The organism is Achromobacter sp. EB05 (assembly GCF_044232075.1).
Classification (GTDB): Bacteria; Pseudomonadota; Gammaproteobacteria; order Burkholderiales; family Burkholderiaceae_B; genus Achromobacter; species Achromobacter dolens.
Genome location: NZ_CP155917.1, coordinates 604,522 through 627,488, shown reverse-complemented (window position 1 = coordinate 627,488; position 22,967 = coordinate 604,522). Strand labels below are relative to the sequence as shown.

The following is a 22,967-nucleotide window of genomic DNA, read 5'->3' as shown; positions in this document are numbered from 1 at the left end:
TCTAGCGCTGTCCACGTGGCCCCCGTTACTCCCCCTCTCGTTTTGGTCTTCGGTCCGCTCGATCCCTCGGGCGCCGACGGTTTGCCCGCGGACGCCGTGACCTGCGCCCGCCTGGGCTGTCACGGCCTGGCGGCCGTCACGGCGCTGACCGTGCAGGATACCGCCGGCATCGAAGAAATCCATCCCGTTTCACCCGACCTGCTCGACGATCAGGCACGCTGCCTGCTCGAAGACATGTCGGTGCAGGCGATCAAGGTGGGCGGACTATACACCGCCGAAACGGCAAGCGTAGCCGCCCAGGTAGCCGCCGATTACAGCCAGGTGCCGCTGGTGCTGCACCTGGGCCAGCGCGCCCAGGTGCCGGCCGACGCCGCCGACGAGGACGACGCTGACGACCTGCTGGCCGCCATCCTCGAGCTGGTGCTGCCGCAGACCGACCTGCTGATCGTCGAGCACCTGCGGCTCGCGCAGTGGCATGCCGATGGCGACATCGATATCGGGGACGCACCGTCGCCGATGCACGCCCTGGTGGCCGCCGGCGCAGAATGGGTGCTGGTGCTGGGCAGCCCGCAACGGCCCGGTCACCACGCCAACGTGCTGCTCGGCCCCAACGGCCAGACCACCACCCTGCCGTGGCAGGCGCCCCCGGACCGCAACGGCGACGCCGGCGGGCTGGCCGCCACCGCCATCACCGCCCTGCTGGCGCGCGGCCTGGAAATGCCCGAGGCCGTGCGCCAGGGCCTGGCCCACGCCGACGCGGCGGTCGCCGCCAGCTTCCTGCCGGGCATGGGCCGGCGCATTCCCAACCGGATCCAACCGCAATGAAAGCCCTGCGTTTTCCCGCCGGCCTGTACGGCGTGACCCCCGAATGGGACGACACCGAGCGGCTGCTGCGCGCGGTGCGCCAGGCCGCCGAGGGCGGCATGCGCGCGCTGCAGTTGCGCCGCAAGGACGTGCCCGACGCGGTGCGCGCCGAGCAGGCGCGCGCCCTGGCGCCCCTGTGCCGCGAGCTGGGCGTGGTGTTCCTCATCAATGACGACTGGCGCCTGGCGCTGGAAGTCGGCGCCGACGGCGCCCACGTCGGCCGCGACGACGACAGCCTGGCCCGCATCCGCGCCGAAGCCGGCCCCGACCTGATCCTGGGCGGCTCCAGCTACGACGACCTGGGCCGCGCCCGCGAGCTGCTGGACGCCGGCGCCGACTACATCGCCTTCGGCGCCATGTTCCCCTCGCGCGTCAAGCCGGACACCGTGCGCGCGCCGCTGTCGGTGCTCACCGAGGCTCGCGCCCTGGTCGAGCAACGCGACGCGCCGCGCCCCGCCGTGGTCGCCATCGGCGGCATCACGCCCGGGAACGTGGCGTCGGTGGCCGCCGCCGGCGCCGATTCGGTCGCCGTCATCACCGGCCTGTTCGAGGCGCCCGCCATCCGCGCCGCCGCCGCGGCCTGCGCCGCGCCCTACTCCATCAACCGCAACCTGAAGCCCTGACCGCCATGTCCCGTAACGCCCAGCTTTTCGAACGCGCCAGCCGCAGCATCCCCGGCGGCGTCAATTCGCCCGTGCGCGCCTTCCGCTCCGTGGGCGGCACGCCGCGCTTCATCAAGCGCGCGCAGGGGCCGTACGTGTGGGATGCGGAAGACAAGCAGTACATCGACTACGTCGGTTCGTGGGGCCCGGCCATCCTGGGCCACTCGCATCCCGAGGTGGTGCGCGCGGTGCAGGACGCGGCCGTCAACGGCCTGTCGTTCGGCGCCCCCACCGAGGCCGAGATCGAACTGGCCGAAGTGCTGATCGCGCGCCTGCCGTCGCTGGAACAGGTGCGCCTGGTCAGCTCCGGCACCGAAGCCACCATGACGGCCATCCGCCTGGCGCGCGGCGCCACCGGCCGCAACAAGATCGTCAAGTTCGAGGGCTGCTACCACGGCCATTCCGACAGCCTGCTGGTCAAGGCCGGCTCGGGCCTCCTGACCTTCGGCAACCCCAGCTCGGCCGGCGTGCCGCCCGAATTCGTTTCGCACACGCTGACCCTGGAATACAACAACCTCGAAGCGGTGCGCGAGGCCTTCGCCCAGCACGGCGCCGACATCGCCTGCATCATCGTCGAGCCGATCGCCGGCAACATGAACCTGATCAAGCCGGCCGCCGGCTTCCTGGAAGGGCTGCGCGAGGTCTGCACGCAGCACGGCGCGCTGCTGATCTTCGACGAAGTCATGACCGGCTTTCGCGTCGGCCCGCAGGGCGTGCAGGGCCTGTCGGGCGTCAAGCCCGACCTGACCACGCTGGCCAAGGTGATCGGCGGCGGCATGCCGGTGGGCGCCTTCGGCGGCAGCGCCGAGATCATGAAGCACATCGCGCCGTTGGGCGGCGTCTACCAGGCGGGCACGCTGTCGGGCAACCCGGTGGCCGTGGCCGCCGGCCTGGCCACGCTGCGCCTGATCGCCGCCCCCGGTTTCTACGACAAGCTGGCGGCGCAGACCGCCAAGCTGGCCCAGGGCCTGCAGGAACGCGCCCGCGCCGCCGGCCTGGCGTTCTCGGCCGACTCGGTCGGCGGCATGTTCGGCATCTATTTCAGCGACAAGGTGCCGGCCACGTTCGCCGAGGTCTCGGCCTGCGACACGGCGCGCTTCAACCGCTTCTTCCACGCCATGCTGGACCACGGCGTGCATTTCGCGCCGTCGGCGTTCGAGGCCGGCTTCGTCTCGGCCACCCACGACGACGCGGTGATCCAGTCCACGCTGGATATCGCCGAGAAGGTCTTCGCGGCGATCTGAGCGCCAGCGCGGGGCTGTCGGCACGCGCTGGCCTCACGCTTGCCCCACAACGCCCTGGCGGCCCGACAGCGGCCGCCGGGGCGTTGTCGCATCCGCCCCTAGGGTGTCTTGTATTGCTGGTACAGCGCCGTGACGTTGCGCACGTACTGCTGAGTCTCGGCATAGGGGGGCACCGCGTCGTACTTGCGCACCGCGCCCTCGCCCGCGTTGTAGGCGGCCAGCGCCAGGTCCAGGCGGTTGGGATACTGATCGATCAGGCGGCGCAGCAGGCTCGATCCGGCCTTCACGTTGGTGGCCGGGTCCACCAGCGCCCGCTCGATGTCATCCGAGACCAGCAGGGTCGCCGCCGTCGCCGGCATCAGTTGCATCAGGCCCAACGCCCCCTTGGGCGAGCGCGCATCGCTGCGGAACCCGGATTCCACCGCGATGACCGCGGTCAGCAAGGCCCGGTCCACGCCCGAATCCCTGGCCGCCTGCGCGATCAGCTCGTCATGCGCCGTGGAGGGCGGCGCCGACCCCCAGCGCGCGGCGCGGTCGCCCAGGGTCAGCAGGCTGGCGCCGTCCCCCGAGCGCGGCTCGCAGTCCAGGCAGGCCTTGATGCGGTTGCCGCGCAGCGCGGTCCGAACCTGCGCGCGTTTGTAATACCTGGCGTAACCGTTGGGCACCTTCATGGCGCGCCAGACACCGAACGGATCTTTGTAACGGTAGATCTCGGTGGCGCGCGCGGCGTCCGTGGGCAGCAGCGCGCCGGCGGCCAGCAGGGCCGCCACCGCCAGACCGGCCAGGAAGGTCCGCCCGGCGCGTGGCCGTGCGGACGGAATGCATGAGAGTCGGAACATGGGGAAGGCGCTCCGGCGGCGTCCAGGGACGGGAAATCGAACGCCTATGCTGAGCCGGCGCGCCGGCTTTGTCGCTCCTGCCTATGCCCTAGTACCCGCCGCGCCGCCCGGCGCGAGCATCCCCGCACGGCCTGCGCCCCTGAAAGCCGGGGGCAAAAGCGTCATAGGAATAAGGGTCTGATCTACATCTTTTATCTTCATCCCCCCTCGTACTACTACGCAGTAGCCCAGCGTTCCTGGGTTAACATATGTCGCAATATTTCGTTTAATTACTAAATGAATGGAGAACCCGGCGCCAACTGCCGGGCAGGAGGCGGAGATGGGCGCAGACAATACGCTCCAGCTAGTGCTGGATGCCACTACCAACGTCCTGACGGCGATTTACTCGCCGCCACCTGCGCCGCAGAACAATGCCGCCACAGCCGACGCGCCGGCCGACGAGGCCCCGGGCCGGGAGGCCGACGCCCCGGAGACCGACACCCCTGACGCCGCCCCGGACGTCCCGCCCGCCGACCTGCCAAGCTGGGACACCCTCGCCGCCATGGCCACCGCGCAGGGCTGGTCGACCGAGGCGCTGGACAATCACGCCGTCATCGCCTTCATCGACCTGTGCCGCCATGCCACCGGAACCGTGCAGGTGCCGGTGGGCAAGCTGATCGACGGCTCGTTCGATCTGGAAGTGGACGCCGCCTGCATGTCGGCCCTGGTCACCCTGCACCCGCCCAAGGGCGGCAAGCCGGTGACCCTGCCCGTGCTGCGCCAGGCCATCGCCGACCAGGGCATCGTCCACGGCGTACTGGAAAAGGAACTGGCCGAGGCCGTCGAGCGCGGCGGCGCGCAGACCGTGCTGATCGCGCAAGGCACGCCGCCCACGCGCGGCACCCCCACCCGTTTCGAAAGCCTGCTGGACCGCCTGAAGCCGCGCGCCCAGGAAATCGACGAACTGGCGCAGATCGACTACCGCGACCTGGGCAGCCTGCTGCTGGTGACCCCCGGCATGCCGCTGATGCGGCGCATCCCGCCACTGCCGGGCATCGACGGTTGCAACGTGCTGGGCCAGCCGGTGCTGCCGGATGAACTGCCGGACACCCCGTTCAACGCCGAAATGTCCGGCGTCGAGATCGATCCGGAAGACCCCAACCTGCTGCGCGCCGCCATCGCCGGCTCTCCCAAGCTCATCCATCAGGGCGCGCAGGTCAATCCGGTGGTCGAGGTCGACGCGGTCGACCTGTCCACCGGCAACATCAACTTCCAGGGGTCGTTGCAAGTGCGCGGCGATATCAGCGCCACGATGGAAGTGCGCGTGACCGGCGACGTGGTCGTCAACGGCACCATGGAAGCCGCCCTGGTCGAAGCGGGGGGCAACGTCACGGTCAAGGGCGGCATCATCGGCATGGCCGAAGCCATGCAGGACGGCGCCAGCGAGTCGGCCAACAATGCCGCCGCGCGCACCGCCCACATCGTCTGTGGCGGCGATGTGCGGGCCCGCTTCATCGCCAACGCCATCATCAGCGCGGGGCAGAACGTGGAAGTGGAACGCGAGATCCGCCAAAGCAGCATCGCGGCGGGCGGCAGCGTCAACGTGGGCGCGCCCAACACCCAACAGACCGCCATCACGGGCGGCCAGACCCGCGCCCTGCATTCAGTGCGGGCCGGCACCATCGGCTCGCCGGCCGGCGTGCCGACGCTGGTACAGGCCGGGCTGGACCCCCATGCCGACATCAAGCGTTCGGCGCTCACGCGCAAGCGCCTGAAGATGAACGAGGAAAAGGCCAAGCTGGAGCAGTTGCTGCTGTTCCTGCACGCCAACCCCGGCCGGGCCGGCGGCGACGTGGTCGAGCGCGCCCGCAACACCCACACCAAGCTGGGCCGCGACCTGATCGAGCTGGACGAAGAAGAAGCCCAGCTCATCCGCGACCTGCAGCCCCTGCATACCGCCACCATCATCGCGGCGCGGCGCTTCTGCGGCGGCACCAAGATCCAGGTGGGCAACCGCATGCAGGAGTTCCTGGAAGACCAGGTGGGCGGCAAGGCCGGCCTGGAAGAAGGCGAGATCGTCATCCGCTGACGCTCGCCCGGCGGCCGGGACCGCAGCCGGCTCAGGGCGCCAGTTGCTTGAACCAGGCGCGCGGCGAAATGCCGCGGTCCGGCCCGAGGATCGAGAAGCCGCCGTCCACCGGGATATCCACGCCCGTCATCCACGAGGCCGCATCGGAGCACGCGAAACACACCGCCGCCGCGATCTCCTCGCCCGAGCCGACCCGGCCCAGCGGATGAAAGTGCGCGCCCACCGCGTCGGCGGCTTCGCGCGAGCCGCCCGCCAGTTGTTCGACCGACGGCGACCAGGTCCATGCCGGCGACACCGCCAGCACGCGGATGCCGGCCGGCGCCAGCTCCACGGCGAAGTTCTTGGTGATCTGCAGCAAGGCCGCCTTGGAGGCCGGATACAGCGCGCGCCCGGCCGCGCCGAACTTGCCGCCGGTGCTGCCCAGGTTGACCACCACGCCGCCGCGCGGCAGCAGCGGCGCCGCCATCTGCGTGAAGATGGCGGCGGACACCAGATTGGTATCGAGCGTCGCGTGCCACTCCGCGCGGCTGGAGGCCAGCCCGCGGTCGTTGTACTGGCAGGCGTTGTTCACCAGGATGTCGACCCGCCCGAAGCGCGCCAGCGCGGCGTTCAGGCAGTGGCGGATCTGGTCGTCCTGGCCGATGTCGGTTTCGTGGAACAGCGCGCGGTCGCCGATCTCGCCCGCCAGCGCCTGGCCGGCCTGGGCGTTGCGTCCCACCAGCACCACGTTGGCGCCGGCCGCCGCCAGCCCGCGCGCGATGTCCGCGCCCAGCCCCTGGGTGCTGCCGGTGACGATGGCGGTCTTGCCGGCCAAGCCGGGAAAGCCTGAGAAATCCATGAACAGTCCTTGATCAATGAGGCGCGGCGGCCCAGTGCATGGCCTGCGCCACCGAGCCGGTCTGCGCGATCAGCCGCATGCTGGCCAGCGAGGCGTCGTGCACCGCCGGATCGGCCGAGGCGCAGGCGTCTTCGGCCACCATGACATTGAACCCGATATCGGCGGCGTGCCGCACCGTGCCCTCGACCACCGAATGCGTCGCCACCCCCGCCACCACCAGCCGGCGCGCGCCCAGCAGCCGCAGGGTCTCTTCCAGCGGCGTGCCGTAGAAGGCGCTGATGCGCGTGTGCTTGACCACGAATTCCCGCGGACTGCCCGCCACAGGCTGCAGGCCCTCGTAGAAGGCGCTGCCCCATTGCCCCTCGGCGACGGCGCCGATGCTGGCGACGTTGCGAAAGATGTCGCAGTTGGGCAGCAGGTCGGCATAGTCGGGCCTGAAGGCGATGCGCACGTGCACGATCGGCAGGCCATGGCTACGGGCGCCGTCGAGCAGGTCGGCGGCGCCGCGCAGCAGGCGCTGGCGCTCCGCGCCATCGGCGTCCAGCCCGACGCGGATCTTGCCTTCGGGATGCAGCACGTCGTTCTGGTAGTGCAGCGCCAGCACCGCGGCGTCGGTCGCGCTCACACGAACACCTCGAACACATCGTGCGCGTCGTCGCAGTTCACCAGGTCCACCCGTTTCATGCGAATGCGCCAGTTGTCGCCATCGGCCGCCAGCTTGTGGGTGTAGCGGCCCGCCAGTTGGCGCGGCTGGCGCTTGCGCCACTCGGTCATCTGGAACGCCGAGTGCACCACCAGGTTGCCGCCGGCGTCCAAGCCCTCGACCTGCACCCCGCCCACCAGCCGCGCGCTGCGCGTGGGCGGCTGCTGCGACCAGTTGCGCGGATGTTCCAGCCGGCGGATGCGCACGTCGCGCAGCATGCGGTCTTCCCAGAACAGCGAGATATGGTCGTAGGGGCTGGACTGGCCCGGCTCGCGCGGCATCCAGTACATGCCGTCGTCGGTCCACAGCGACTGCCAGTCGCCGTAGCGGCGCTCGTCCAGCAGCCGCGCCTCGCGATACAGGAACTGGGCGATGCGGTGGTAGGCCTCGGCCGGCACGTCGGCCGGCGCCAGGTTGGCGGTGGATACGTCGAATTCGAGGTCTAGCAGCATGCGCCTTCTCCTTGGCCGTGGGCGGACGCCACGGGACCGGCCTCCATATAGCGCTTCCAGGCGCGGAACTGGTTGCGCATCGGCAGCTCGCTGGTGCCGTTGATCGACACCATGCCGTCCGCGTCGCTGCGGTCGGTGCCGTGGTAGCGGTGCATGCTGACCCATTCGCCGCCACGGGTGGCGTTGCCTTCCTGGCAGCGGTTGTAGAGCTCGATGTCGTCCGGCATGACGTTGGACGACGGCGAGTTGATCACGTTGGCGTACAGCATGGCGCGCTTGAACACGCCGTCCGGCGCGCCCTTGCAACGGAAGGTCTGGATCTCGATCAGGGTGCGATCGACGGCGATCGGCCGGATCACGCGGAACTGCTGGAACACCGTGTGCGGCGAGCCGCTGCCGTAGATGACGGTGTTGTGGCGGTTCATGCCGAGGATCTCGCGGGCGCGGTCGGCGCCGTAGGCCGCGGTCAGCGCCTCGAAGTGGGCGCGCGACACCGGATCGCGTTCGGCCGCGCCCGGGTTGAAGATGCCTTCCATGTAGCCGTGGCCGTTGTCGTAGGCGCGCAGCTCCAGCTTTTCCCAGAACTCGTAGGGCTCGCCGTTGCCGTCCATGATGTGCAGCTCGAACGGCATCTCGCCGATCTCCTTGGCTTCGTCGCGGGCGGCGGCGAAGGACGATTCGTGCGTCACGCGGGCGTGCATGGTGTCGTGCAGGTTCTCGTAGAACACCTTCCAGTTCGAGCGCTGCATCACGCGGAAGATGCCGCCGGCCACCTCGACCTCGCCCACCGGCGAGCGGTCGCACAGGTTGTCGATGGACGAGCGCACGCCGCCCAGGAATTCCTCCAGGCCCTGGCCGTCGCGGGCCTGGCTGGCGAAGACGAAGCCGCGATAGCTTTCCACGCGCGGCAGGCGCCGCATCGAGAAGCTGGGGTCGGTCGGATCGTACGAGGTGCCCTCCAATCCCTGCTTGAGCGGCACGCCCAGGTGGCTGCCGTCCAGCTTGAAGGTCCAGGCGTGGTAGGGGCAGCGGAAGAATTTGCCGACACAGCCGTCGCCATCCGCCACCACCTTGGCGCCCTTGTGCGGGCAGCGGTTGTACAGGACGTGCACGCGGCCATCGCTGGCGCGCACCATCAGCACGTCCTGGTCGCCCAGCCGCGTGGTGTGATAGTCGCCCGTCTTGGGCACCTGGCTTTCGTGGCCGACGTAGACCCAGGCGCGGCCGTAGATGCGCTGCATCTCCAGCTCGAAGATCGCCGGGTCGGTGTACAGGGCGCGGTGCACGCTGTCGCCGCGCACCATCTCGCCCAACTGTTGATCGCTATACGGCATGGCGGTCTCCTACTTGTTCTCGCTGTCTTTCCAGCGCGCCATCAGGGTGTTGGAAGGCAGGGTCTCGTCCAGCAGCTTCTGCGCGGTCTCGCGGCCGGCCACCGGCAGGCCCTTGGGGTCGAGCGCGCCGATCTGCACCAGCACGCTGGCCTGGTCCCAATAGATGTGTTCGTGGCAGAGCTTGTCGCCGCGGAACTTGACGATGGCCACCAGCGGAATCTCGACGTATTTGCCGGTGGGCGCGACGCCGGGCAGCAGCCAGTCGATCTCGGTGGTGTGGGTGAAGCAGAACAGCAGCTCGTCGACGATCTGGGTCGCGCCCACGGTGCGCGACAGCGGCACCAGTCTGGTGTCGGGCGGATTGCTGTTGACGAAGTGGTGCTGGTAGAAGCGCGACAGCTCGCGGTAGCCCACGCCACCGGTCATGGTGGGGATGTGGTTGACGTAGGGCTCGGCCACCATCGTGGCCATGGTCGCGGCCACGTCGCGCGTGCCGAATTCGTATTCGCAGTGCTTGTCCCACAGGGCCGAATAGTCGAACTGCGGGCCGATCACGCGTTGCAGCGCGGCCATGCTGCGCTGGTGCGCCATCAGCGCCGACGGCTTGTCATAGTGCGCGCCGCCGGTGCGGGCAAAGGCGTGGTCCATGCCGGGGTACACATACAGCTCGACGTTGGCCTTGCCGCCCAGCGCCTCCAGGATGCGCTGGCGCGCCGGCGGCGGACAGAAGCCATCCTGCTCGGCGATGTGCAGCACCAGCCGGCCGCGCAGCTTGGCGGCTTCGTCCAGGCTGTCCTCGATGCCCACGCCGTAGTAGCCGATGGCCACGTCGGCATCCGTGCGGCAGGCGGCCAGGTAGGCCAGCTTGCCGCCCAGGCAATAGCCCAGCACGCCGGCGCCGCCCTGCTGCTCGGGCAGCGCGCGCAACGCGGCCAGGGTCGCGGCGATGTCCTTGATGCCCAGATCGACGTCGAAGCCCTTGTACAGCTCGAACGCGCGCGGCATGTCGGCCGGGCCGTCGGTCAACTGGATGCCGGGCTGCTGGCGCCAGAACAGGTCCGGCGCCAGCACCACGTAGCCCTCCTCGGCCAGCGACTGCGCGGTGCGGCGCATGAAGTCATTGATGCCGAAGATCTCCTGGCACAGCACCAGCCCCGGCCCGTGGCCCGAGGCGGGCACGGCCAGATAGGCGCTGAATGATTGGCCGTCGTGCGAGGCGATGGTCACCTCGCGCGTCGTGATGGTTGCGGTCATGCTTCTCTCCTTGATGCGTGCGTCGCCTGCCTCACTTCATCTGGCAGGCGGCGGCGAACGGGTCGTGATACTGCGTCAGCACCGTGCCCGACAGCTTGTTGGCCAGCTTGCCGTCCGCGCCCTTGACGATGGTGCGCAGGTAGTAGTTCTGGATCGGGTACTGGTTGCGGTTGAAGGTGAAGTCGCCGCGCACCGACTTGAAATCGGCGCGCCGCAGCGCCGGACGCAGCGCGTCGGCGCCCAGCTTGCCGCCGGTCTGCCTGACGGCGCTGTCCAGCAGCATGGCGGCGTCGTAGCCCTGCGAGGCGTAGAGCGTGGGGGTGCGGTTGTAGGTTTTCCTGAAGTCCTCGACGAACTTGCGGTTGGCCGGGTTGTCCAGGTCGGCCGCCCATTGCGACGAGTTGTGCAGGCCTTCGATCGGCGCGCCCACCGCCGCGATCGTATCCTCGTCGCCCGAGAAGCCCGGCGCCAGCAGCGCGATCTCCTTGCCCAGGCCGGCGCCGTTGAACTGCTTGATGAAGTTCACGCCCATGCCGCCCGGCAGGAAGAAGAACACCGCGTCCGGCTTGCTGGCGCGCAGCCGCGTGATCTCGACGCCGTAGTCGAGCTGGCCGAGCTGGGTATAGATCTCTTCCGACAGCCCGCCCTTGTACAGGCGCTTGAAGCCGTTGAGCGATTCGCGCCCGCCGGGATAATCGGGCGCGATCAGCGCCACCCGCTTGAAGCCCTGGTCGGCGGCATATTTGCCCATCGCCGCCGGGATGTCCTCGTTCTGCCAGGCCACCGCGAAGAAATTCGGATTGCAGCCGGCGCCGGCATAGTTCTCCGGCCCCGTATTGGTGCTCAGATAGATGGTGCCCGACTGCAGGATGGCCGGCATCACCGGCAGCAGCACGTTCGAGAACACGATGCCCGTCATCACGTCGACCTTGTCGCGCTTGAGCAGGCGCTCGACCGCCTGGCGTCCGGCATCGGCCTTCTGCTGGTCATCGGCCACCACCACCTCGGCAGGCAGCCCGCCCAGCTTGCCGCCGGTATGCTGCAGCGCGAGATTGAAGCCGTCGCGGATTTCGTTGCCCAGCGCCGCGCCCGGCCCCGACAGCGTGGTCAGCAGGCCGACCTTGATCTTGTCCGCCGCCGATGCCCCGGCCGCGGCCGTCATACAGCCCGCCGACACCAGCGCCGCCAGCGCGCGCCGGCCCCATAGCTTTCCATTCATGAGCCACCCCGTTCGTGTCCGCCGGCGCCGCCGGCGCAATGCTGACAGAATCCGTCTGCCGTCGGTACACCCTGCCAACGATGAAAACTGCCAGCTTACGCGCCACGGCGCCGCCTTCCAACAACCCCCAGCTTAGGACGGGCGGGCGCGCGGCTCTATCCGAATCGGCGCACGCCTATCCGGGATTCACTTAATTCCAAACGCTTGACGATTGCATTACGCTCGACGGCGATACGGGAGCGTTCCCGTCCCGGAGGCATCCATGCACGGCTGGTCCCGCATCGAGCTGGCGCCATTGCTCAAACGACGCGTCTTCAGTTCCACCCAGCCCGCCGAAACGCGCGAACGCGTCTCCGAAGCGCTCAAGGATCACCGCCTGACCTGGAAGGGCGGCCGCGTCGACGCCGAACTGAACCGCGCCCGCTTCGGCGCCCTGAGCGTCTGTACGCTGCGCTACGGCGCCGAAGTCCACATCGAACCCGACCGCCTGCAGGACTTCATGCTGGTGCAGGTGCCGCTGCGCGGCCGCGCCCGCATCGAATGCGGCAGCGACTGCGTCGACGCCCACCCCGACTGCGCCGCCGTCATCGCCCCCAACCGCGCCCTGAAACTGCACTGGGAAGCCGGTTGCGAACAACTGCTGCTGAAAATTCCGCGCGGCAAGCTCGAAGCCATCGGCCACCGCATCTTCGGCGACGCCGCCGCCCGCCCCCTGGACTTCAGCCCCGCGCTACGCCTGGACACCCCCGTCGGCGCCGCCTGGCGCAGCATGATGACCAGCCTGATCCACCTGCTCCCCACCCTGGACGACGGCGCGCCGAGACCGCCCGCCGCCTGGCTGGAGCACCTGGAAGACACCCTCGTCCTGCACCTGCTCTACAACCAGCCCAACACCTGGCAACGCCACGCCGGCCTGCCCCCCGCCCTGCCGCGCCGCGTCGCCCAGGCCGAAGCCTACATGCGCGCCCACCTGGCCGCCCCCCTGACCCTGACCGACATCGCCCGCGGCGCCGGCGCCAGCCCCAGCGCCCTCACCCGCCTGTTCCAGCAACACCGCGAGACCACCCCCATGCAGGCGCTACGCGTCCTGCGCCTGGACGCCGCCCGCGAAAAGCTGCAACAAGGCGCCTGCGAAAGCGTCACCGAGGTGGCCGTCTCCGTAGGCATCAGCCACCTGGGCCGCTTCTCCGAGTACTACCGCGACCGCTTCGGCGAACTCCCCCGCGAAACCTTCCAGTCCAGCAGATAGACCTGACAATTCTGGCGCCATGCGCCAACCCCCGCAGCCACAAGCGAAGAATCACAAACGTAGTTAAACCAATACATATGTGATAAAGCGTCCCGCCCGCGAGCGTGCAGCGTCATCCGCCCCCGCAAGACACCACGTAAGCTTCAAAAGGCCGTCCGCGCGGCCGCCTTGAAGCGGGCCCCGCAAATCGCTCTGAACCCGAGTTTCCGCCTGTCAGAACGCCAAGAAACGCCCCCTCCCCAGCACCCGCCATTAATTCTTATCGTGAGCGGGTGACGGGGCAGGCGGGGGATGGCGGGGCGTGTAGATGCGCCCGACGGAATCTGAAGGGAAGGCCGAAGGCCTGGACGAAGATGAGGACGGGGCAGTCCGGAGCGAAGGCTCCGGACCGCAATCGTAGCCCCGCCATCCCCCGCCTGCCCCGTCACCCGCGGCTAAAGAACCCAACCCGACGCAAATATCCCGCCAGGCCGGCCCGCACTCAAGCCGGCACAACAGCCGTAACTTCAATCTCCACCTTGGCCCGATCCTCCACCAGATCCGCCACCTCCACCGCCGTCATCGCCGGAAAATGCCTCCCGATCAATTCACGATAGTGCTTCCCGATCTCCGGATAAGCCGCCACATAGGCCTCCTTGTCCGTCACATACCACGTCATCCGCACGATATGCTCAGGCCTGGCCCCGCCCTCGGCGAGAATCGCCACGATGTTGGCCAACGTCTGCCGCACCTGATCGGCCAGATCATCCGACTCGAACTGCTGCTGCCCGTTCCAGCCCACCTGCCCGCCCACGAACACCAGCTTGCTCCCCACCGTCATCTCGGTCAGGATCCCATTCGAATAGCCCCTCGGCGCCATCCAATCCGGCGGTTGCAGAATCTTCATAACGTCTCATCCTATTTTCAAAAAACAAACACCAGGGTGGCCCCCGCCGAACTCACTCGGCGGCAACCAGATAATCCTGCATGCGCTCGCGCAGATCCGCCGGCAGCGGCATCGACTTCATCGTGCGCAGATCCACCGTCACGATCGTCAGCGTCGCCGACAGCCGCAACTGCCCGTCCGGCCCCTCGAACCGCACCAGCGCCTTGAACGACGCGCCGCCGATGCGCTGCACCTGCAGCGTCTGCCGCAGTTTCTCGTGCCAGCGGCTCGGCGCGCTGAAATCGCACGTCACCGACGCCATCGGCGTGCCGATGTGACGCTCCACGTGCAGCGCGTGGAATGGCAGCCCCATGCCCTTGTCGAACCACTCCTCGACAAAGTCATTGATCATCTCGAAATAGCGCGGATAGAAAACGATGCCCGCCGGATCGCAATGACGGAAGCGGACCTCTACCTGACTGATGAATGGTGCTGCCATGGCATTTCCTTGATGCAAAAAAATCACGCCATCTTGCGCAGCGCGAATCGCTGCAGCTTGCCCGTCTCGGTGCGCGGCAGCGCGGACACGAACTCGATGGCGCGGGGATACTTGTAGGGCGCGATCGTGGCCTTGACGAATTGCTGCATGGCCGCCACCAGCGCCTCGCTCGGCGCGAAGCCGGGCTTGAGCACCACGAAGGCCTTGACCAATTGGCCGCGCTCGTCATCGGGCGCGCCGACCACGCCGCATTCGGCCACCGCTTCGTGGCGCAGCAGCGCATCCTCGACCTCCGGGCCGGCGATGTTGTAGCCGGCCGAGACGATCATGTCGTCATTGCGCGCCTGGTAGAAGAGATAGCCGTCGTCGTCCTGCACGAACGTATCGCCGGGCAGGTTCCAACCCTTCTGCACGAAGCGGCGCTGGCGCTCGTCGGCCAGGTAGCGGCAGCCGGTCGGCCCCTTGATCGCCAGGCGGCCCACCGTGCCGTTGGGCACCGGATTCATGTCATCGTCCACGATCTGCGCGATGTAACCGGGCACCACGCGGCCGATGGCGCCGCGCCGCACCGACTCGGGCGGGCTGGACACGAACACGTGGATCATCTCCGTGCCGCCGATGCCGTCGATCATCTCGATGCCGCTGGCCTCTTTCCACAGCTGGCGCGTCGCGTCCGGCAGGGCCTCGCCGGCCGACACGCTCTTCTTGAGCGAGGACAGGTCGAACTTGCCCACCAGCGCCGCCATCTGGCGGTAGAACGTGGGCGCGGTGAAAACGATGGTGGCGCGGAAGTCCTGGATCAGCTGCAGCAGGCTTTCTGGCGTCAGGCGCTCGGCCAGCACCGTGCTGGCGCCGACCCGCAGCGGAAAGCACAGCAAGCCGCCCAGGCCGAAGGTGAACGCCAGCGGCGGCGTGCCGCAGAAAATGTCGTCCGGACCCGGCTTGATGACATGCTTGGGAAACAGGTCGCACATCGCCAGCACATCGCGATGGAAATGCATGCAGCCCTTGGGCGCGCCGGTGGTGCCGCTGGTGAAGGCGATCAGGCAGACGTCATCGGCGGCGGTATCGCAGGCCGTGAAATCATCCGGCTTGACCGCTGCCAGCGTGTCCAGCGACTCGGGCGCCGTGTCGTTGAAATACACGATCTGCGCCAGCCCCGGGCAATGGTGTTCGTGATCCGGCTGGGCGCAGAACTGCGCCTCGTCCTTCAGGCGCACGTCGCACAGCACCGCCTGGATCTGCGCCTTGTCGATGATCTGCTTGAGTTCCTTGGCGCGCAGCAGCGGCATGGTCGGCACCGTCACCAGGCCCGCCTTGATGGCGGCCAGCCAGGACGCCGCCATCATCGGGTTGTTGGGACCGCGCAGCAGCAGGCGGTTGCCCGGCACCAGCTTCATGTCCTCGACCAGCACGCGCGCGATGCGGTTGGTCAGCGCCGCCAGTTCGCGGTAGGTCATGGTGGCCGGCTTGCCGTCCTGCGCCCAGCGCAGCGCGACGCGCTCGCCGTGGCCACGGTCGACCATGGCGTCCACCAACTCAACCGCGCAATTGAAGCGCTTGGGATAGGCCACGTCGGGGCCGTCCAGCAGGAACTCGGGCCATTGTTCGCCCGGGGGCAGATTGTCCCGGGCGAAAGTGTCGATGTGGGCGGATACTTCCATGAAATTCCCCTTGCTGATGCGGTGTAGTTGACTGCCGAAAGCGGAAACTCGATGGTTTCTTCAGGCCTTCAGCAGTTCCCGGGCGATGATCAACTTCTGCACTTCGGTGGCGCCTTCGTAGATACGCAGCGCTCTGATTTCCCTGTAAAGCTTCTCCACCGGCATCCCCGACACCACGCCCGCGCCGCCGAACATCTGCAGCGCGCGGTCGATCACGGTCTGCGCCGATTCGGTGGCCGTCATCTTGGCCATGGCCGCTTCGCGCGTGGTGCGTTGTTTCTGCACGTCGCGCATCCACGCTGCGCGATAGGTCAGCAGCGCCGAGGCGTCGATGGCCGTGGCCATGTCGCCCAGCGCGGCCTGCGTCAGTTGCAGGTCGGCCAGGGTCTGGCCGAACATGCGGCGCGACCTGGCGCGCGCCAGGCCTTCATCCAGCGCGCGGCGCGCAAAGCCCAGCGCGGCGGCCGCCACCGAGGCGCGGAAGATGTCCAGCGTCATCATCGCCAGCTTGAAGCCCTGCCCCGCCTCGCCCAGCCGCTGCGACACCGGGATGCGGCAGTTGTCGAAGGTGAGGGTGGCCAGCGGGTGCGGCGCGATCAGCTCGATGCGCTCCGAGATCTCGAAGCCCGGGGTGTCGGCATCCACCACGAAGGCGCTGATGCCGCGCGCGCCCGGCGCCTCGCCGGTGCGGGCGAATACGCAATAGAAGTCGGCGATGCCGCCGTTGGAAATCCAGGTCTTGGCGCCGTTGAGCACGTAGTGGTCGCCCTCCAGCCGGGCCTCGCAGGCCAGCGCCGCTACATCCGAGCCGGCATCCGGCTCGGACAGCGCGAACGCCGCGATGGCCTCGCCGCTGGCCACGCGCGGCAGGTAGCGCTGGCGCAGCGCGTCCGAACCCATCAGCGAGATCGCGCCGCTGCCCAGGCCCTGCATGGCGAAGGCGAAGTCCGCCAGGCCCTCGTGGCGCGCGAACGTTTCGCGCAGGATGCAGACCGAACGCGAATCGACCTCGGGCAGCGCGCCGCCCCAGGCGCCGCCGGGGCCGCCCGCGACCGCGTAGCGCAGCCAGCCGGCCTGGCCCATGGCCTTGACCAGCTTGCGGCAGGCCGCATCGGCATCGTGGTGGTCGACATGGCCCAGGGCGCTTTCGCACCAGCCGTCGACCTCATGCGCCAGTTTGCGATGGGCGTCGTCGAAGAACGGCCAGTCCAGCCAGCTTGCGTCGCGCATCATCAGTTCCCCTCGAAGACCGGCTTCTGTTTGGCCACGAAGGCCTCGTAGGCGCGATGGAAATCGCGCGTCTGCATGCAGATGGCCTGGGCCTCGGCTTCGGCCTCGATGGCCTCGTCCACGCCCATGTTCCATTCCTGGTGCAGCAGTTTCTTGGTCACGCCGTGGGCGAAGGTGGGGCCCGCGGCCAACTGCGCGGCCAGCTTGGCCGCCGCGTCCATCAGGGCGTCCGACTCGTGCAGCGCGTTGAAGAAGCCCCAGCTGGCGCCCTCCTCGGCGGTCATGGCGCGGCCGGTGTACAGCAGTTCGGAGGCGCGGCCCTGGCCGATCATGCGCGGCAGCAGCGTGCAGGCGCCCATGTCGGCCCCCGCCAGGCCCACCCGCGTGAACAGGAAGGCGGTGCGCGCGGCCGGCGTGCCCAGGCGCATGTCGGAGGCCAGCGCCACCATCGCGCCGGCGCCGGCGCAGACGCCGTCCACCGCCGCCACGATCGGCTGCGGGCAGGCGCGCATGGCCTTGACCAGGTCGCCCGTCATGCGGGTGAAGTCCAGCAGCTCGGGCATGCTCATCTTGGTCAGCGGCCCGATGATTTCATGCACGTCGCCGCCGGAGCAGAAGTTGCCGCCGGCGCCCGTCACCACCACCACCTTGATGTCGGTCGCGTACACCAGCGCGCGGAACAGGTCGCGCAGCTCGGCGTAGGAATCGAAGGTCAGCGGGTTCTTGCGCTCGGGGCGGTTGAGCGTGATGGTGGCGACCTTGCCGTCGGCCGACACCCGCCACAGGAACGTCCGGGCCTGGTAGCCGGCCAGCGGGCGCTTGTGGTGCTTCATGGTGTGCTCTTCGGGCTGCGTGCTCATGGTGTCTCCGTTCTGGAATCGTAGGGTGGGCGCCGGCTCAGCCGGTCATCACTTCGCCGCCGTCGACGGCGATGGCCTGGCCGTTGATGGACGACGAGGCCGGCAGCGCCAGCCAGGCGACCGTCTCGGCCACTTCCTCGGGCTGCACCAGGCGGCCCTGCGGGTTGCGCTCGGCCAGCTTGGCGCGGGCGGCTTCCGGCGTCATGCCGGTCTTCTCGACGATATTGGCGACCGCGCCGCGCACGATGTCGGTCTCGGTGTAGCCCGGGCACACGGCGTTGACGGTGACGCCCTTCTGCGCCGTCTCCAGCGCCAGCGAGCGGGTCAGGCCGATCACGCCGTGCTTGGCCGCGCAGTAGGCGCTGACGTAGGCATAGCCGATCAGGCCGGCGGTGCTGGCCACGTTGATGACGCGGCCCCACTTGGCCGCCAGCATGCCGGGCAGGGCGGCCTGGATGCAATGGAAGGTGCCGGTCAGGTTGACCGCCAGCATCGACTGCCACAGCGCCGCGTCGGTGCGGTCAAAGCGCTGGCTGACGGCCTGTCCGGCGTTGTTCACCAGCACCAGCACCGGACCGAGTTCGGCCTCCGCCTGGGCGAAGGCCTGGCGCACCGAGGCCTCGTCGGCGATGTCGGCGCTGACCGCCTGCACCTGGCCCAGGCTGGCCAGGCTGTCGACGGCCGCCTCCAGCGCGCCGCCGTCGCGGCCCAGCAGCGTGACCCGCGCGCCGCGTTCCAGCAGCGCGCGGGCGCTGGCCAGGCCGATGCCGCGGGCGCCGCCCGTCACCAGCGCGTGGCGGCCGGCCAGGGGAAGGGAGGACGTGCTCATTTGATGTCCAGTTGCGCCATGGCGGCGGCGCGTTCGAAATTGGTTTCCAACTGGCGCTTGCCGGCGAAGTACTGGCTCGGCCAGGCCACGTCACGATAGCCCACGCGGGCCGCTTCGCGCAGCGTCCAGGAGGCGTCGGCCAGATGGGGACGGGCCAGCGCGCAGAGGTCCGCGCGGCCCGAGGCGATGATGCCGTTGGCGTGGTCGGCCTCGAAGATGGCGCCCACCGCGATGGTGGGGATGCCGGCCTCGTTGCGCACGCGGTCGGCGAACGGCGTCTGGAACATGCGGCCGTAGACCGGCTTTTCTTCCTTGCTGACCTGGCCCGACGAGCAGTCGATCATGTCGGCGCCGGCGGCCTTGAAGTGGCGCGCGATCTCGACGGCGTCATCGGGGGTGATGCCGCCCTCGACCCAGTCGCTGGCCGAGATCCGGACCGACATCGGCTTGTCCTCGGGCCAGACGGCGCGCACCGCGCGGAACACTTCCAGCGGGAAGCGCAGGCGGTTTTCGAGGCTGCCGCCGTATTCGTCGTCGCGATGGTTGGTCAGCGGCGAGATGAAGCTGGACAGCAGATAGCCGTGGGCACAGTGCAGTTCGAGCCAGTCGAAGCCGGCGGCCTGGGCGCGGCGGGCCGCGGCCACGAAGTTGTCGCGCACGTCGTCCATGTCGGCGCGCGTCATGGCGCGCGGCGTCTGCGACACGCCCTCGATGTACGGCAGGGCCGAGGCCGACAGCAGCGGCCAGTTGCCTTCGGCGAGCGGATGGTCGATCTTCTGCCAGCCCAACTGCGTCGAGCCCTTGCGGCCGGCATGGCCCAACTGCACCCCGATGCGGGCGTCGCTGTTGCCGTGCACGAAGCCGACGATGCGGGCGAAGGCCTGCTGCTGCTCGTCGTTCCACAGGCCCGGGCATCCCGGGGTGATGCGGCCATCGGGCGAGACGCAGGTCATTTCCACCATCACCAGCCCGGCGCCGCCCATGGCGCGGGCGCCCAGGTGCACCAGATGGAAGTCGCCCGGCACGCCATCGGTGCAGGAATACATGGCCATCGGCGACACCAGGATGCGGTTCTTGAGCTTGACGCCACGCGCCTGGTACGGCGTCAGCATGGGCAGCGGCGGCCGCTGGCCGGCCGGCGCCTGCGCGCCGGCGTGCTCGGCGATCCAGCGCTCGAAGCCTTCCAGCCAGGCCGGGTCGCGCAGCCGCAGGTTTTCGTGCGAAATGCGCTGCGAGCGGGTCAGCAGCGAATAGGCGAATTGTTCGGGTTCGAGTTCGGCGTAGCGCGCCACGTTCTCGAACCACTCGGTGGAGTTGCGGGCGGCGTTCTGGATCTTCAGCACTTCGACGCTGCGCACTTCCTCGTAGTGCTTCAGGCCGCGCTCGACGCTGCCTTCGGCGCCGCTCAGGCAGCGCGCCAGTTCGATGGCGTCTTCCAGCGCCAGCTTGGTGCCCGAACCAATGGAGAAGTGCGCGGTATGCGCCGCGTCGCCCATCAGCACCACAGGCACGGCGCGCTTGCCGCGGCTGGTTTCCAGTTGGTTCCAGTGGACCCAGGTGTTGCAGATGACGCGCGGGAAGCGGATCCAGATGGCCGAGCCGCGCAGGTGCGAGGCGTTGCTGATGAGCGCGTTGCCGTCCAGCCACGGCGCGAACAGCTTCTCGCAGTAGGCGATGCCCTCTTCCTGGCTCATCTGCTCGATGCCGGCGGCCTGCCAGGTTTCCTCGGGCGTCTCGACGATGAAGGTCGACATGCCGTCTTCGTAGCGGTAGGCGTGCGCCTGGAACCAGCCATGCTCGGTCTGCACGAAGGCGAAGGTGAAGGCATCGAACACCTTCTTGGTGCCGAGCCAGACGAAGCGGCAGCGGCGCTGGTCGATGTCGGGGTGAAAGGTGTCGGCGTAGCGGGTGCGGACCTGGCTGTTGATGCCGTCGGAAGCGATGACCAGGTCGGCGTCGTATTCGCGGGCGATGGCCTGGTCGTCCTGGACGAAGTTCTCGAACACCAGTTTGACGCCAACGTCTTCGCAGCGCGCCTGCAGGATGTTGAGCAGCTTCTTGCGGCCGATGCCGATGAAGCCATGGCCGCCGCTGCGGATGCTGCGGCCCTTGAAATGGATGTCGATGTCGTCCCAATGGTTGAAGGCGTCACCGATGGTCTGGGCGGAAACCGGATCGGCTTCGCGCAGGTTCTGCATGGTGGCGTCCGAGAACACCACGCCCCAGCCGAAGGTGTCGTAGGGGCGGTTGCGCTCGATCACCGTGACTTCGTTGGCCGGGTCTTGCAGCTTCATGAGCAGACCGAAATACAGGCCGGCGGGACCACCACCAATGCATACGATTTTCATTGCCGTAACGCTCCAAGAAGTGCGGCCCGGAAGCTTGGGGCGGGTCGCTGCTATTTTTAGGCCTTGATAGTTTAGGCTTGAAATATATACCCGGAATGGGAGGATCGCAAATGGGGGAAACGTGGGGGGTGGATTTTGGGGACGGGCTTGGGGTGCTGAGGGGATTGGCAGGGGAGGTTTGGGGCGTCGTTTGATCTTCGTAGGTCGCCCCTCGGGCGGGCGGACCCGGTGGCGGGCGCCCACGATTGCGGTCCGGAGCGTTCGCTCCGGACTGCCCCATCGTCATCCTCGTACGCCTTCGGCTCCCTTGTATCTTGATCCCTGGGATGGTTAGCTACCATTCCATGAGAGGCAGGTGAGTTTCTTTGGCTCCCGAGGGACTTAACCCTGTTCCGTAGACCAAACCCCTGTCTCTCACCTCTGACGCCATCGCGGACACTGGACGGTAGCCTAGGGCTGATTGACCCTGCATGCACAAGGTAAGTGGGCGCAGTTGGCATACTTTCTTGTATGAGGGGGTATGAACGATGATCTATCTGGGTATTGATGTCTCCAAGCTGAAGCTGGACTGCACGTTGTTGCTGGATCCAGAGAACGACAAGCGCAAGAGCAAGGTTGTGCCTAATAGTCGGGACGGAGTGCACGAACTGGTTCGATGGTGCGCCAAGCACGGGGTGGGAGCCGACCAGGCCCATGCCGTGCTGGAAGCCACGGGCCCGTATCACGAGCAGGCCGCCACGACGCTGCATGACGGCGGCATCGCGGTGTCGATCGCCAACCCGGCCAGCGTGCACGACTTCAGTCGGGCAATGGCGATGCGCTCCAAGACAGATGCACTCGATAGCCTGGTGTTGGCTCGTTATGGCGTGGCGATGAGGCCTGGTGCTTGGCAGCCCCCGCCGGCACATGTGCGCGAGCTACGCGCCTTGATTACCCAGCTGGACGCGCTGTCCAAGGATCGGCTGCGCACGATGAACCGCCAAGAGAAGATCGAGGCCAGTTCGGCCTCGGAGCTGGTGGAGCGTTCGATCAGTGACACCCTGAGCTTCTATGACAAGGAGATCGCTCGCCTGGAGAAGGCCATCGATGACCACATCGACCGGCACCCTGACCTGAAGGACGACACCAAGCTGTTGTCCTCCATCCCCGGGGTCGGCCCGAAGGTGGCCAGAACCATGCTGCGAGTGATGCGCATGCACCAGTTCAAGTGCGCCGAGGATCTGGCGGCATATCTAGGCCTGGTGCCGGTGCGGAGACAGTCGGGCACGTCGCTACGCGGGCGCAGCCGCATGTCCAAGGCAGGTCCCGCTGATGTACGGGCCAAGGTGTATATGGCCGGCGTTGTTGCTTCCAAACACAACCCCCATGTGCGGGCGTTATATCAACGGCTGCTGGCGGCGGGCAAGACCAAGATGTCGGCGCTGGGTGCTTGCATGCGCAAGGTGGTACATCTGTGCTTCGGTGTGCTCAAGACGCGGCAGCCTTACAGACCTGACTACGCTTTTTCTACTTGACGGCCAAGACGGTATCTACGGATTCCCTCGGGCGCATCGAGGTTGCCCGCCACCGGGTCCGCCCGCCCGAGGGGCTACGTGCGTCTAGGCTTGTCGCGCTGCTAGACCTGTGTGCGGGGAATGGAATCTGCGGGGCTGCCCATCGCGGCCGCGCGGGCGGCCACGATGGGCGTCTGTGCATTTGAACGTGTTGCGGATGCGCTGCGCGCTGGCGGCGAGCGGTTTTCTAATGATTCCGCACGTCAGGGGGGGGGCGGTGGTGGTCGGCGCGGCGTCAAGCATTTTGCGCGGGACGACCTCTCGCGCCGACCACAAACAGGCGTGGTGCGGGCGGTGTTTCATTGGCGCATGATTACGATGTGCCCACGCAGCCAGGCTGCTCGTGGGGAGTGTCATAAATTTTGTGTTTGAGGCCTAACATACCGCTCAAGG

Annotated in this window: 20 protein-coding genes; 6 read left to right on the top strand and 14 right to left on the bottom strand. The window is 68.1% G+C overall.

The window, feature by feature from the left end; genetic code table 11:
• Positions 1–15: 15 nt before the first annotated feature.
• From AAID08_RS02890 to hemL, 3 genes are read left to right on the top strand one after another with little or no spacing between them, the layout of a single operon-like run.
• Positions 16–825, top strand: coding sequence for a bifunctional hydroxymethylpyrimidine kinase/phosphomethylpyrimidine kinase (locus AAID08_RS02890; protein WP_100509616.1), 810 nt, complete (start codon positions 16–18; stop codon positions 823–825).
• Positions 822–1,487: a thiamine phosphate synthase gene (gene thiE, locus AAID08_RS02885; protein WP_054419377.1), complete on the top strand. Its 666-nt coding sequence runs from the start codon at positions 822–824 to the stop codon at positions 1,485–1,487. The genes AAID08_RS02890 and thiE overlap by 4 nt, the downstream gene beginning before the upstream one ends.
• Before the next feature lie 5 nt (positions 1,488–1,492).
• Positions 1,493–2,770 (top strand): glutamate-1-semialdehyde 2,1-aminomutase, encoded by a 1,278-nt coding sequence (gene hemL, locus AAID08_RS02880; RefSeq protein ID WP_054503400.1) that lies wholly within the window; start codon positions 1,493–1,495, stop codon positions 2,768–2,770.
• Between the two features lie 98 nt (positions 2,771–2,868).
• On the opposite strand, the gene AAID08_RS02875 is transcribed toward hemL, so the two are convergent.
• Positions 2,869–3,609 (bottom strand): lytic transglycosylase domain-containing protein, encoded by a 741-nt coding sequence (locus AAID08_RS02875; RefSeq protein ID WP_054503399.1) that lies wholly within the window; start codon positions 3,607–3,609, stop codon positions 2,869–2,871.
• 319 nt (positions 3,610–3,928) lie between these two features.
• Between AAID08_RS02875 and AAID08_RS02870 the strand changes: the two genes are divergently transcribed.
• Complete coding sequence (locus tag AAID08_RS02870) at positions 3,929–5,677, top strand: DUF342 domain-containing protein (protein WP_144656924.1); 1,749 nt, start codon at positions 3,929–3,931, stop codon at positions 5,675–5,677.
• 31 nt (positions 5,678–5,708) lie between these two features.
• On the opposite strand, the gene AAID08_RS02865 is transcribed toward AAID08_RS02870, so the two are convergent.
• Genes AAID08_RS02865 through AAID08_RS02840 form a run of 6 tightly spaced genes read right to left on the bottom strand, consistent with a single transcriptional unit; the run spans position 5,709 to position 11,477 of the window.
• Positions 5,709–6,515 (bottom strand): SDR family oxidoreductase, encoded by an 807-nt coding sequence (locus AAID08_RS02865; RefSeq protein WP_175190230.1) that lies wholly within the window; start codon positions 6,513–6,515, stop codon positions 5,709–5,711.
• A 13-nt stretch (positions 6,516–6,528) separates the two neighbouring features.
• The gene (locus tag AAID08_RS02860) at positions 6,529–7,140 is read right to left on the bottom strand and encodes a cysteine hydrolase family protein (RefSeq protein ID WP_372415567.1); all 612 of its coding nucleotides are present in this window, start codon (positions 7,138–7,140) and stop codon (positions 6,529–6,531) included.
• Positions 7,137–7,670 (bottom strand): aromatic-ring-hydroxylating dioxygenase subunit beta, encoded by a 534-nt coding sequence (locus AAID08_RS02855; RefSeq protein WP_336236171.1) that lies wholly within the window; start codon positions 7,668–7,670, stop codon positions 7,137–7,139. Before AAID08_RS02855 ends, AAID08_RS02860 begins: the two co-directional genes overlap by 4 nt.
• Positions 7,661–9,004: an aromatic ring-hydroxylating dioxygenase subunit alpha gene (locus tag AAID08_RS02850; RefSeq protein WP_054419367.1), complete on the bottom strand. Its 1,344-nt coding sequence runs from the start codon at positions 9,002–9,004 to the stop codon at positions 7,661–7,663. The genes AAID08_RS02855 and AAID08_RS02850 overlap by 10 nt, the downstream gene beginning before the upstream one ends.
• 9 nt (positions 9,005–9,013) lie before the next feature.
• A complete protein-coding gene (locus AAID08_RS02845) occupies positions 9,014–10,258 on the bottom strand; it encodes a dienelactone hydrolase family protein (protein WP_063583143.1) in 1,245 nt (414 codons plus the stop codon).
• Positions 10,259–10,289: 31 nt separating this feature from the next.
• Positions 10,290–11,477 carry an ABC transporter substrate-binding protein gene (locus AAID08_RS02840; protein WP_144656910.1) on the bottom strand — a complete coding sequence of 396 codons (1,188 nt, stop codon included), beginning with the start codon at positions 11,475–11,477 and terminating at the stop codon, positions 10,290–10,292.
• A 262-nt stretch (positions 11,478–11,739) separates the two neighbouring features.
• Here AAID08_RS02840 and AAID08_RS02835 point away from each other — a divergent pair, with 262 nt between their 5' ends.
• Positions 11,740–12,726 carry an AraC family transcriptional regulator gene (locus tag AAID08_RS02835; protein WP_064527943.1) on the top strand — a complete coding sequence of 329 codons (987 nt, stop codon included), beginning with the start codon at positions 11,740–11,742 and terminating at the stop codon, positions 12,724–12,726.
• Positions 12,727–13,207: 481 nt separating this feature from the next.
• Here AAID08_RS02835 and AAID08_RS02830 read toward each other — a convergent pair whose 3' ends face one another.
• The 7 genes from AAID08_RS02830 to AAID08_RS02800 are packed head-to-tail and all read right to left on the bottom strand — an operon-like array spanning position 13,208 to position 21,021.
• Positions 13,208–13,612: a RidA family protein gene (locus AAID08_RS02830; protein WP_054419360.1), complete on the bottom strand. Its 405-nt coding sequence runs from the start codon at positions 13,610–13,612 to the stop codon at positions 13,208–13,210.
• Between the two features lie 52 nt (positions 13,613–13,664).
• Entirely contained in the window at positions 13,665–14,090 is a 426-nt protein-coding gene (locus AAID08_RS02825) for a thioesterase family protein (protein WP_026384894.1), read from the bottom strand.
• A gap of 23 nt (positions 14,091–14,113) precedes the next feature.
• Positions 14,114–15,754, bottom strand: a complete 1,641-nt coding sequence (locus AAID08_RS02820; RefSeq protein ID WP_343719833.1) for an AMP-binding protein — start codon at positions 15,752–15,754, stop codon at positions 14,114–14,116.
• A 60-nt stretch (positions 15,755–15,814) separates the two neighbouring features.
• Positions 15,815–16,984, bottom strand: a complete 1,170-nt coding sequence (locus tag AAID08_RS02815; RefSeq protein WP_054419355.1) for an acyl-CoA dehydrogenase family protein — start codon at positions 16,982–16,984, stop codon at positions 15,815–15,817.
• A gap of 2 nt (positions 16,985–16,986) precedes the next feature.
• Entirely contained in the window at positions 16,987–17,844 is an 858-nt protein-coding gene (locus tag AAID08_RS02810; RefSeq protein ID WP_343719834.1) for an enoyl-CoA hydratase family protein, read from the bottom strand.
• A gap of 37 nt (positions 17,845–17,881) precedes the next feature.
• The gene (locus AAID08_RS02805; RefSeq protein ID WP_049071057.1) at positions 17,882–18,673 is read right to left on the bottom strand and encodes an SDR family NAD(P)-dependent oxidoreductase; all 792 of its coding nucleotides are present in this window, start codon (positions 18,671–18,673) and stop codon (positions 17,882–17,884) included.
• Entirely contained in the window at positions 18,670–21,021 is a 2,352-nt protein-coding gene (locus AAID08_RS02800) for a bifunctional salicylyl-CoA 5-hydroxylase/oxidoreductase (protein ID WP_054503388.1), read from the bottom strand. The genes AAID08_RS02805 and AAID08_RS02800 overlap by 4 nt, the downstream gene beginning before the upstream one ends.
• 527 nt (positions 21,022–21,548) lie before the next feature.
• Here AAID08_RS02800 and AAID08_RS02795 point away from each other — a divergent pair.
• Positions 21,549–22,535 carry an IS110 family transposase gene (locus AAID08_RS02795; protein ID WP_116793657.1) on the top strand — a complete coding sequence of 329 codons (987 nt, stop codon included), beginning with the start codon at positions 21,549–21,551 and terminating at the stop codon, positions 22,533–22,535.
• The last annotated feature ends 432 nt before the right edge of the window (positions 22,536–22,967 follow it).

What these genes read in the sequence shown, in the direction of transcription:
- thiE (WP_054419377.1), top strand. Translation starts at nt 822, where the DNA reads ATGAAAGCCCTGCGTTTTCCCGCCGGCCTGTACGGCGTGACCCCCGAA.
- hemL (WP_054503400.1), top strand. Translation starts at nt 1,493, where the DNA reads ATGTCCCGTAACGCCCAGCTTTTCGAACGCGCCAGCCGCAGCATCCCC.
- AAID08_RS02875 (WP_054503399.1), bottom strand. Translation starts at nt 3,609, where the DNA reads ATGTTCCGACTCTCATGCATTCCGTCCGCACGGCCACGCGCCGGGCGG.
- AAID08_RS02870 (WP_144656924.1), top strand. Translation starts at nt 3,929, where the DNA reads ATGGGCGCAGACAATACGCTCCAGCTAGTGCTGGATGCCACTACCAAC.
- AAID08_RS02865 (WP_175190230.1), bottom strand. Translation starts at nt 6,515, where the DNA reads ATGGATTTCTCAGGCTTTCCCGGCTTGGCCGGCAAGACCGCCATCGTC.
- AAID08_RS02855 (WP_336236171.1), bottom strand. Translation starts at nt 7,670, where the DNA reads ATGCTGCTAGACCTCGAATTCGACGTATCCACCGCCAACCTGGCGCCG.
- AAID08_RS02850 (WP_054419367.1), bottom strand. Translation starts at nt 9,004, where the DNA reads ATGCCGTATAGCGATCAACAGTTGGGCGAGATGGTGCGCGGCGACAGC.
- AAID08_RS02845 (WP_063583143.1), bottom strand. Translation starts at nt 10,258, where the DNA reads ATGACCGCAACCATCACGACGCGCGAGGTGACCATCGCCTCGCACGAC.
- AAID08_RS02840 (WP_144656910.1), bottom strand. Translation starts at nt 11,477, where the DNA reads ATGAATGGAAAGCTATGGGGCCGGCGCGCGCTGGCGGCGCTGGTGTCG.
- AAID08_RS02835 (WP_064527943.1), top strand. Translation starts at nt 11,740, where the DNA reads ATGCACGGCTGGTCCCGCATCGAGCTGGCGCCATTGCTCAAACGACGC.
- AAID08_RS02830 (WP_054419360.1), bottom strand. Translation starts at nt 13,612, where the DNA reads ATGAAGATTCTGCAACCGCCGGATTGGATGGCGCCGAGGGGCTATTCG.
- AAID08_RS02825 (WP_026384894.1), bottom strand. Translation starts at nt 14,090, where the DNA reads ATGGCAGCACCATTCATCAGTCAGGTAGAGGTCCGCTTCCGTCATTGC.
- AAID08_RS02820 (WP_343719833.1), bottom strand. Translation starts at nt 15,754, where the DNA reads ATGGAAGTATCCGCCCACATCGACACTTTCGCCCGGGACAATCTGCCC.
- AAID08_RS02815 (WP_054419355.1), bottom strand. Translation starts at nt 16,984, where the DNA reads ATGCGCGACGCAAGCTGGCTGGACTGGCCGTTCTTCGACGACGCCCAT.
- AAID08_RS02810 (WP_343719834.1), bottom strand. Translation starts at nt 17,844, where the DNA reads ATGAGCACGCAGCCCGAAGAGCACACCATGAAGCACCACAAGCGCCCG.
- AAID08_RS02805 (WP_049071057.1), bottom strand. Translation starts at nt 18,673, where the DNA reads ATGAGCACGTCCTCCCTTCCCCTGGCCGGCCGCCACGCGCTGGTGACG.
- AAID08_RS02800 (WP_054503388.1), bottom strand. Translation starts at nt 21,021, where the DNA reads ATGAAAATCGTATGCATTGGTGGTGGTCCCGCCGGCCTGTATTTCGGT.
- AAID08_RS02795 (WP_116793657.1), top strand. Translation starts at nt 21,549, where the DNA reads ATGATCTATCTGGGTATTGATGTCTCCAAGCTGAAGCTGGACTGCACG.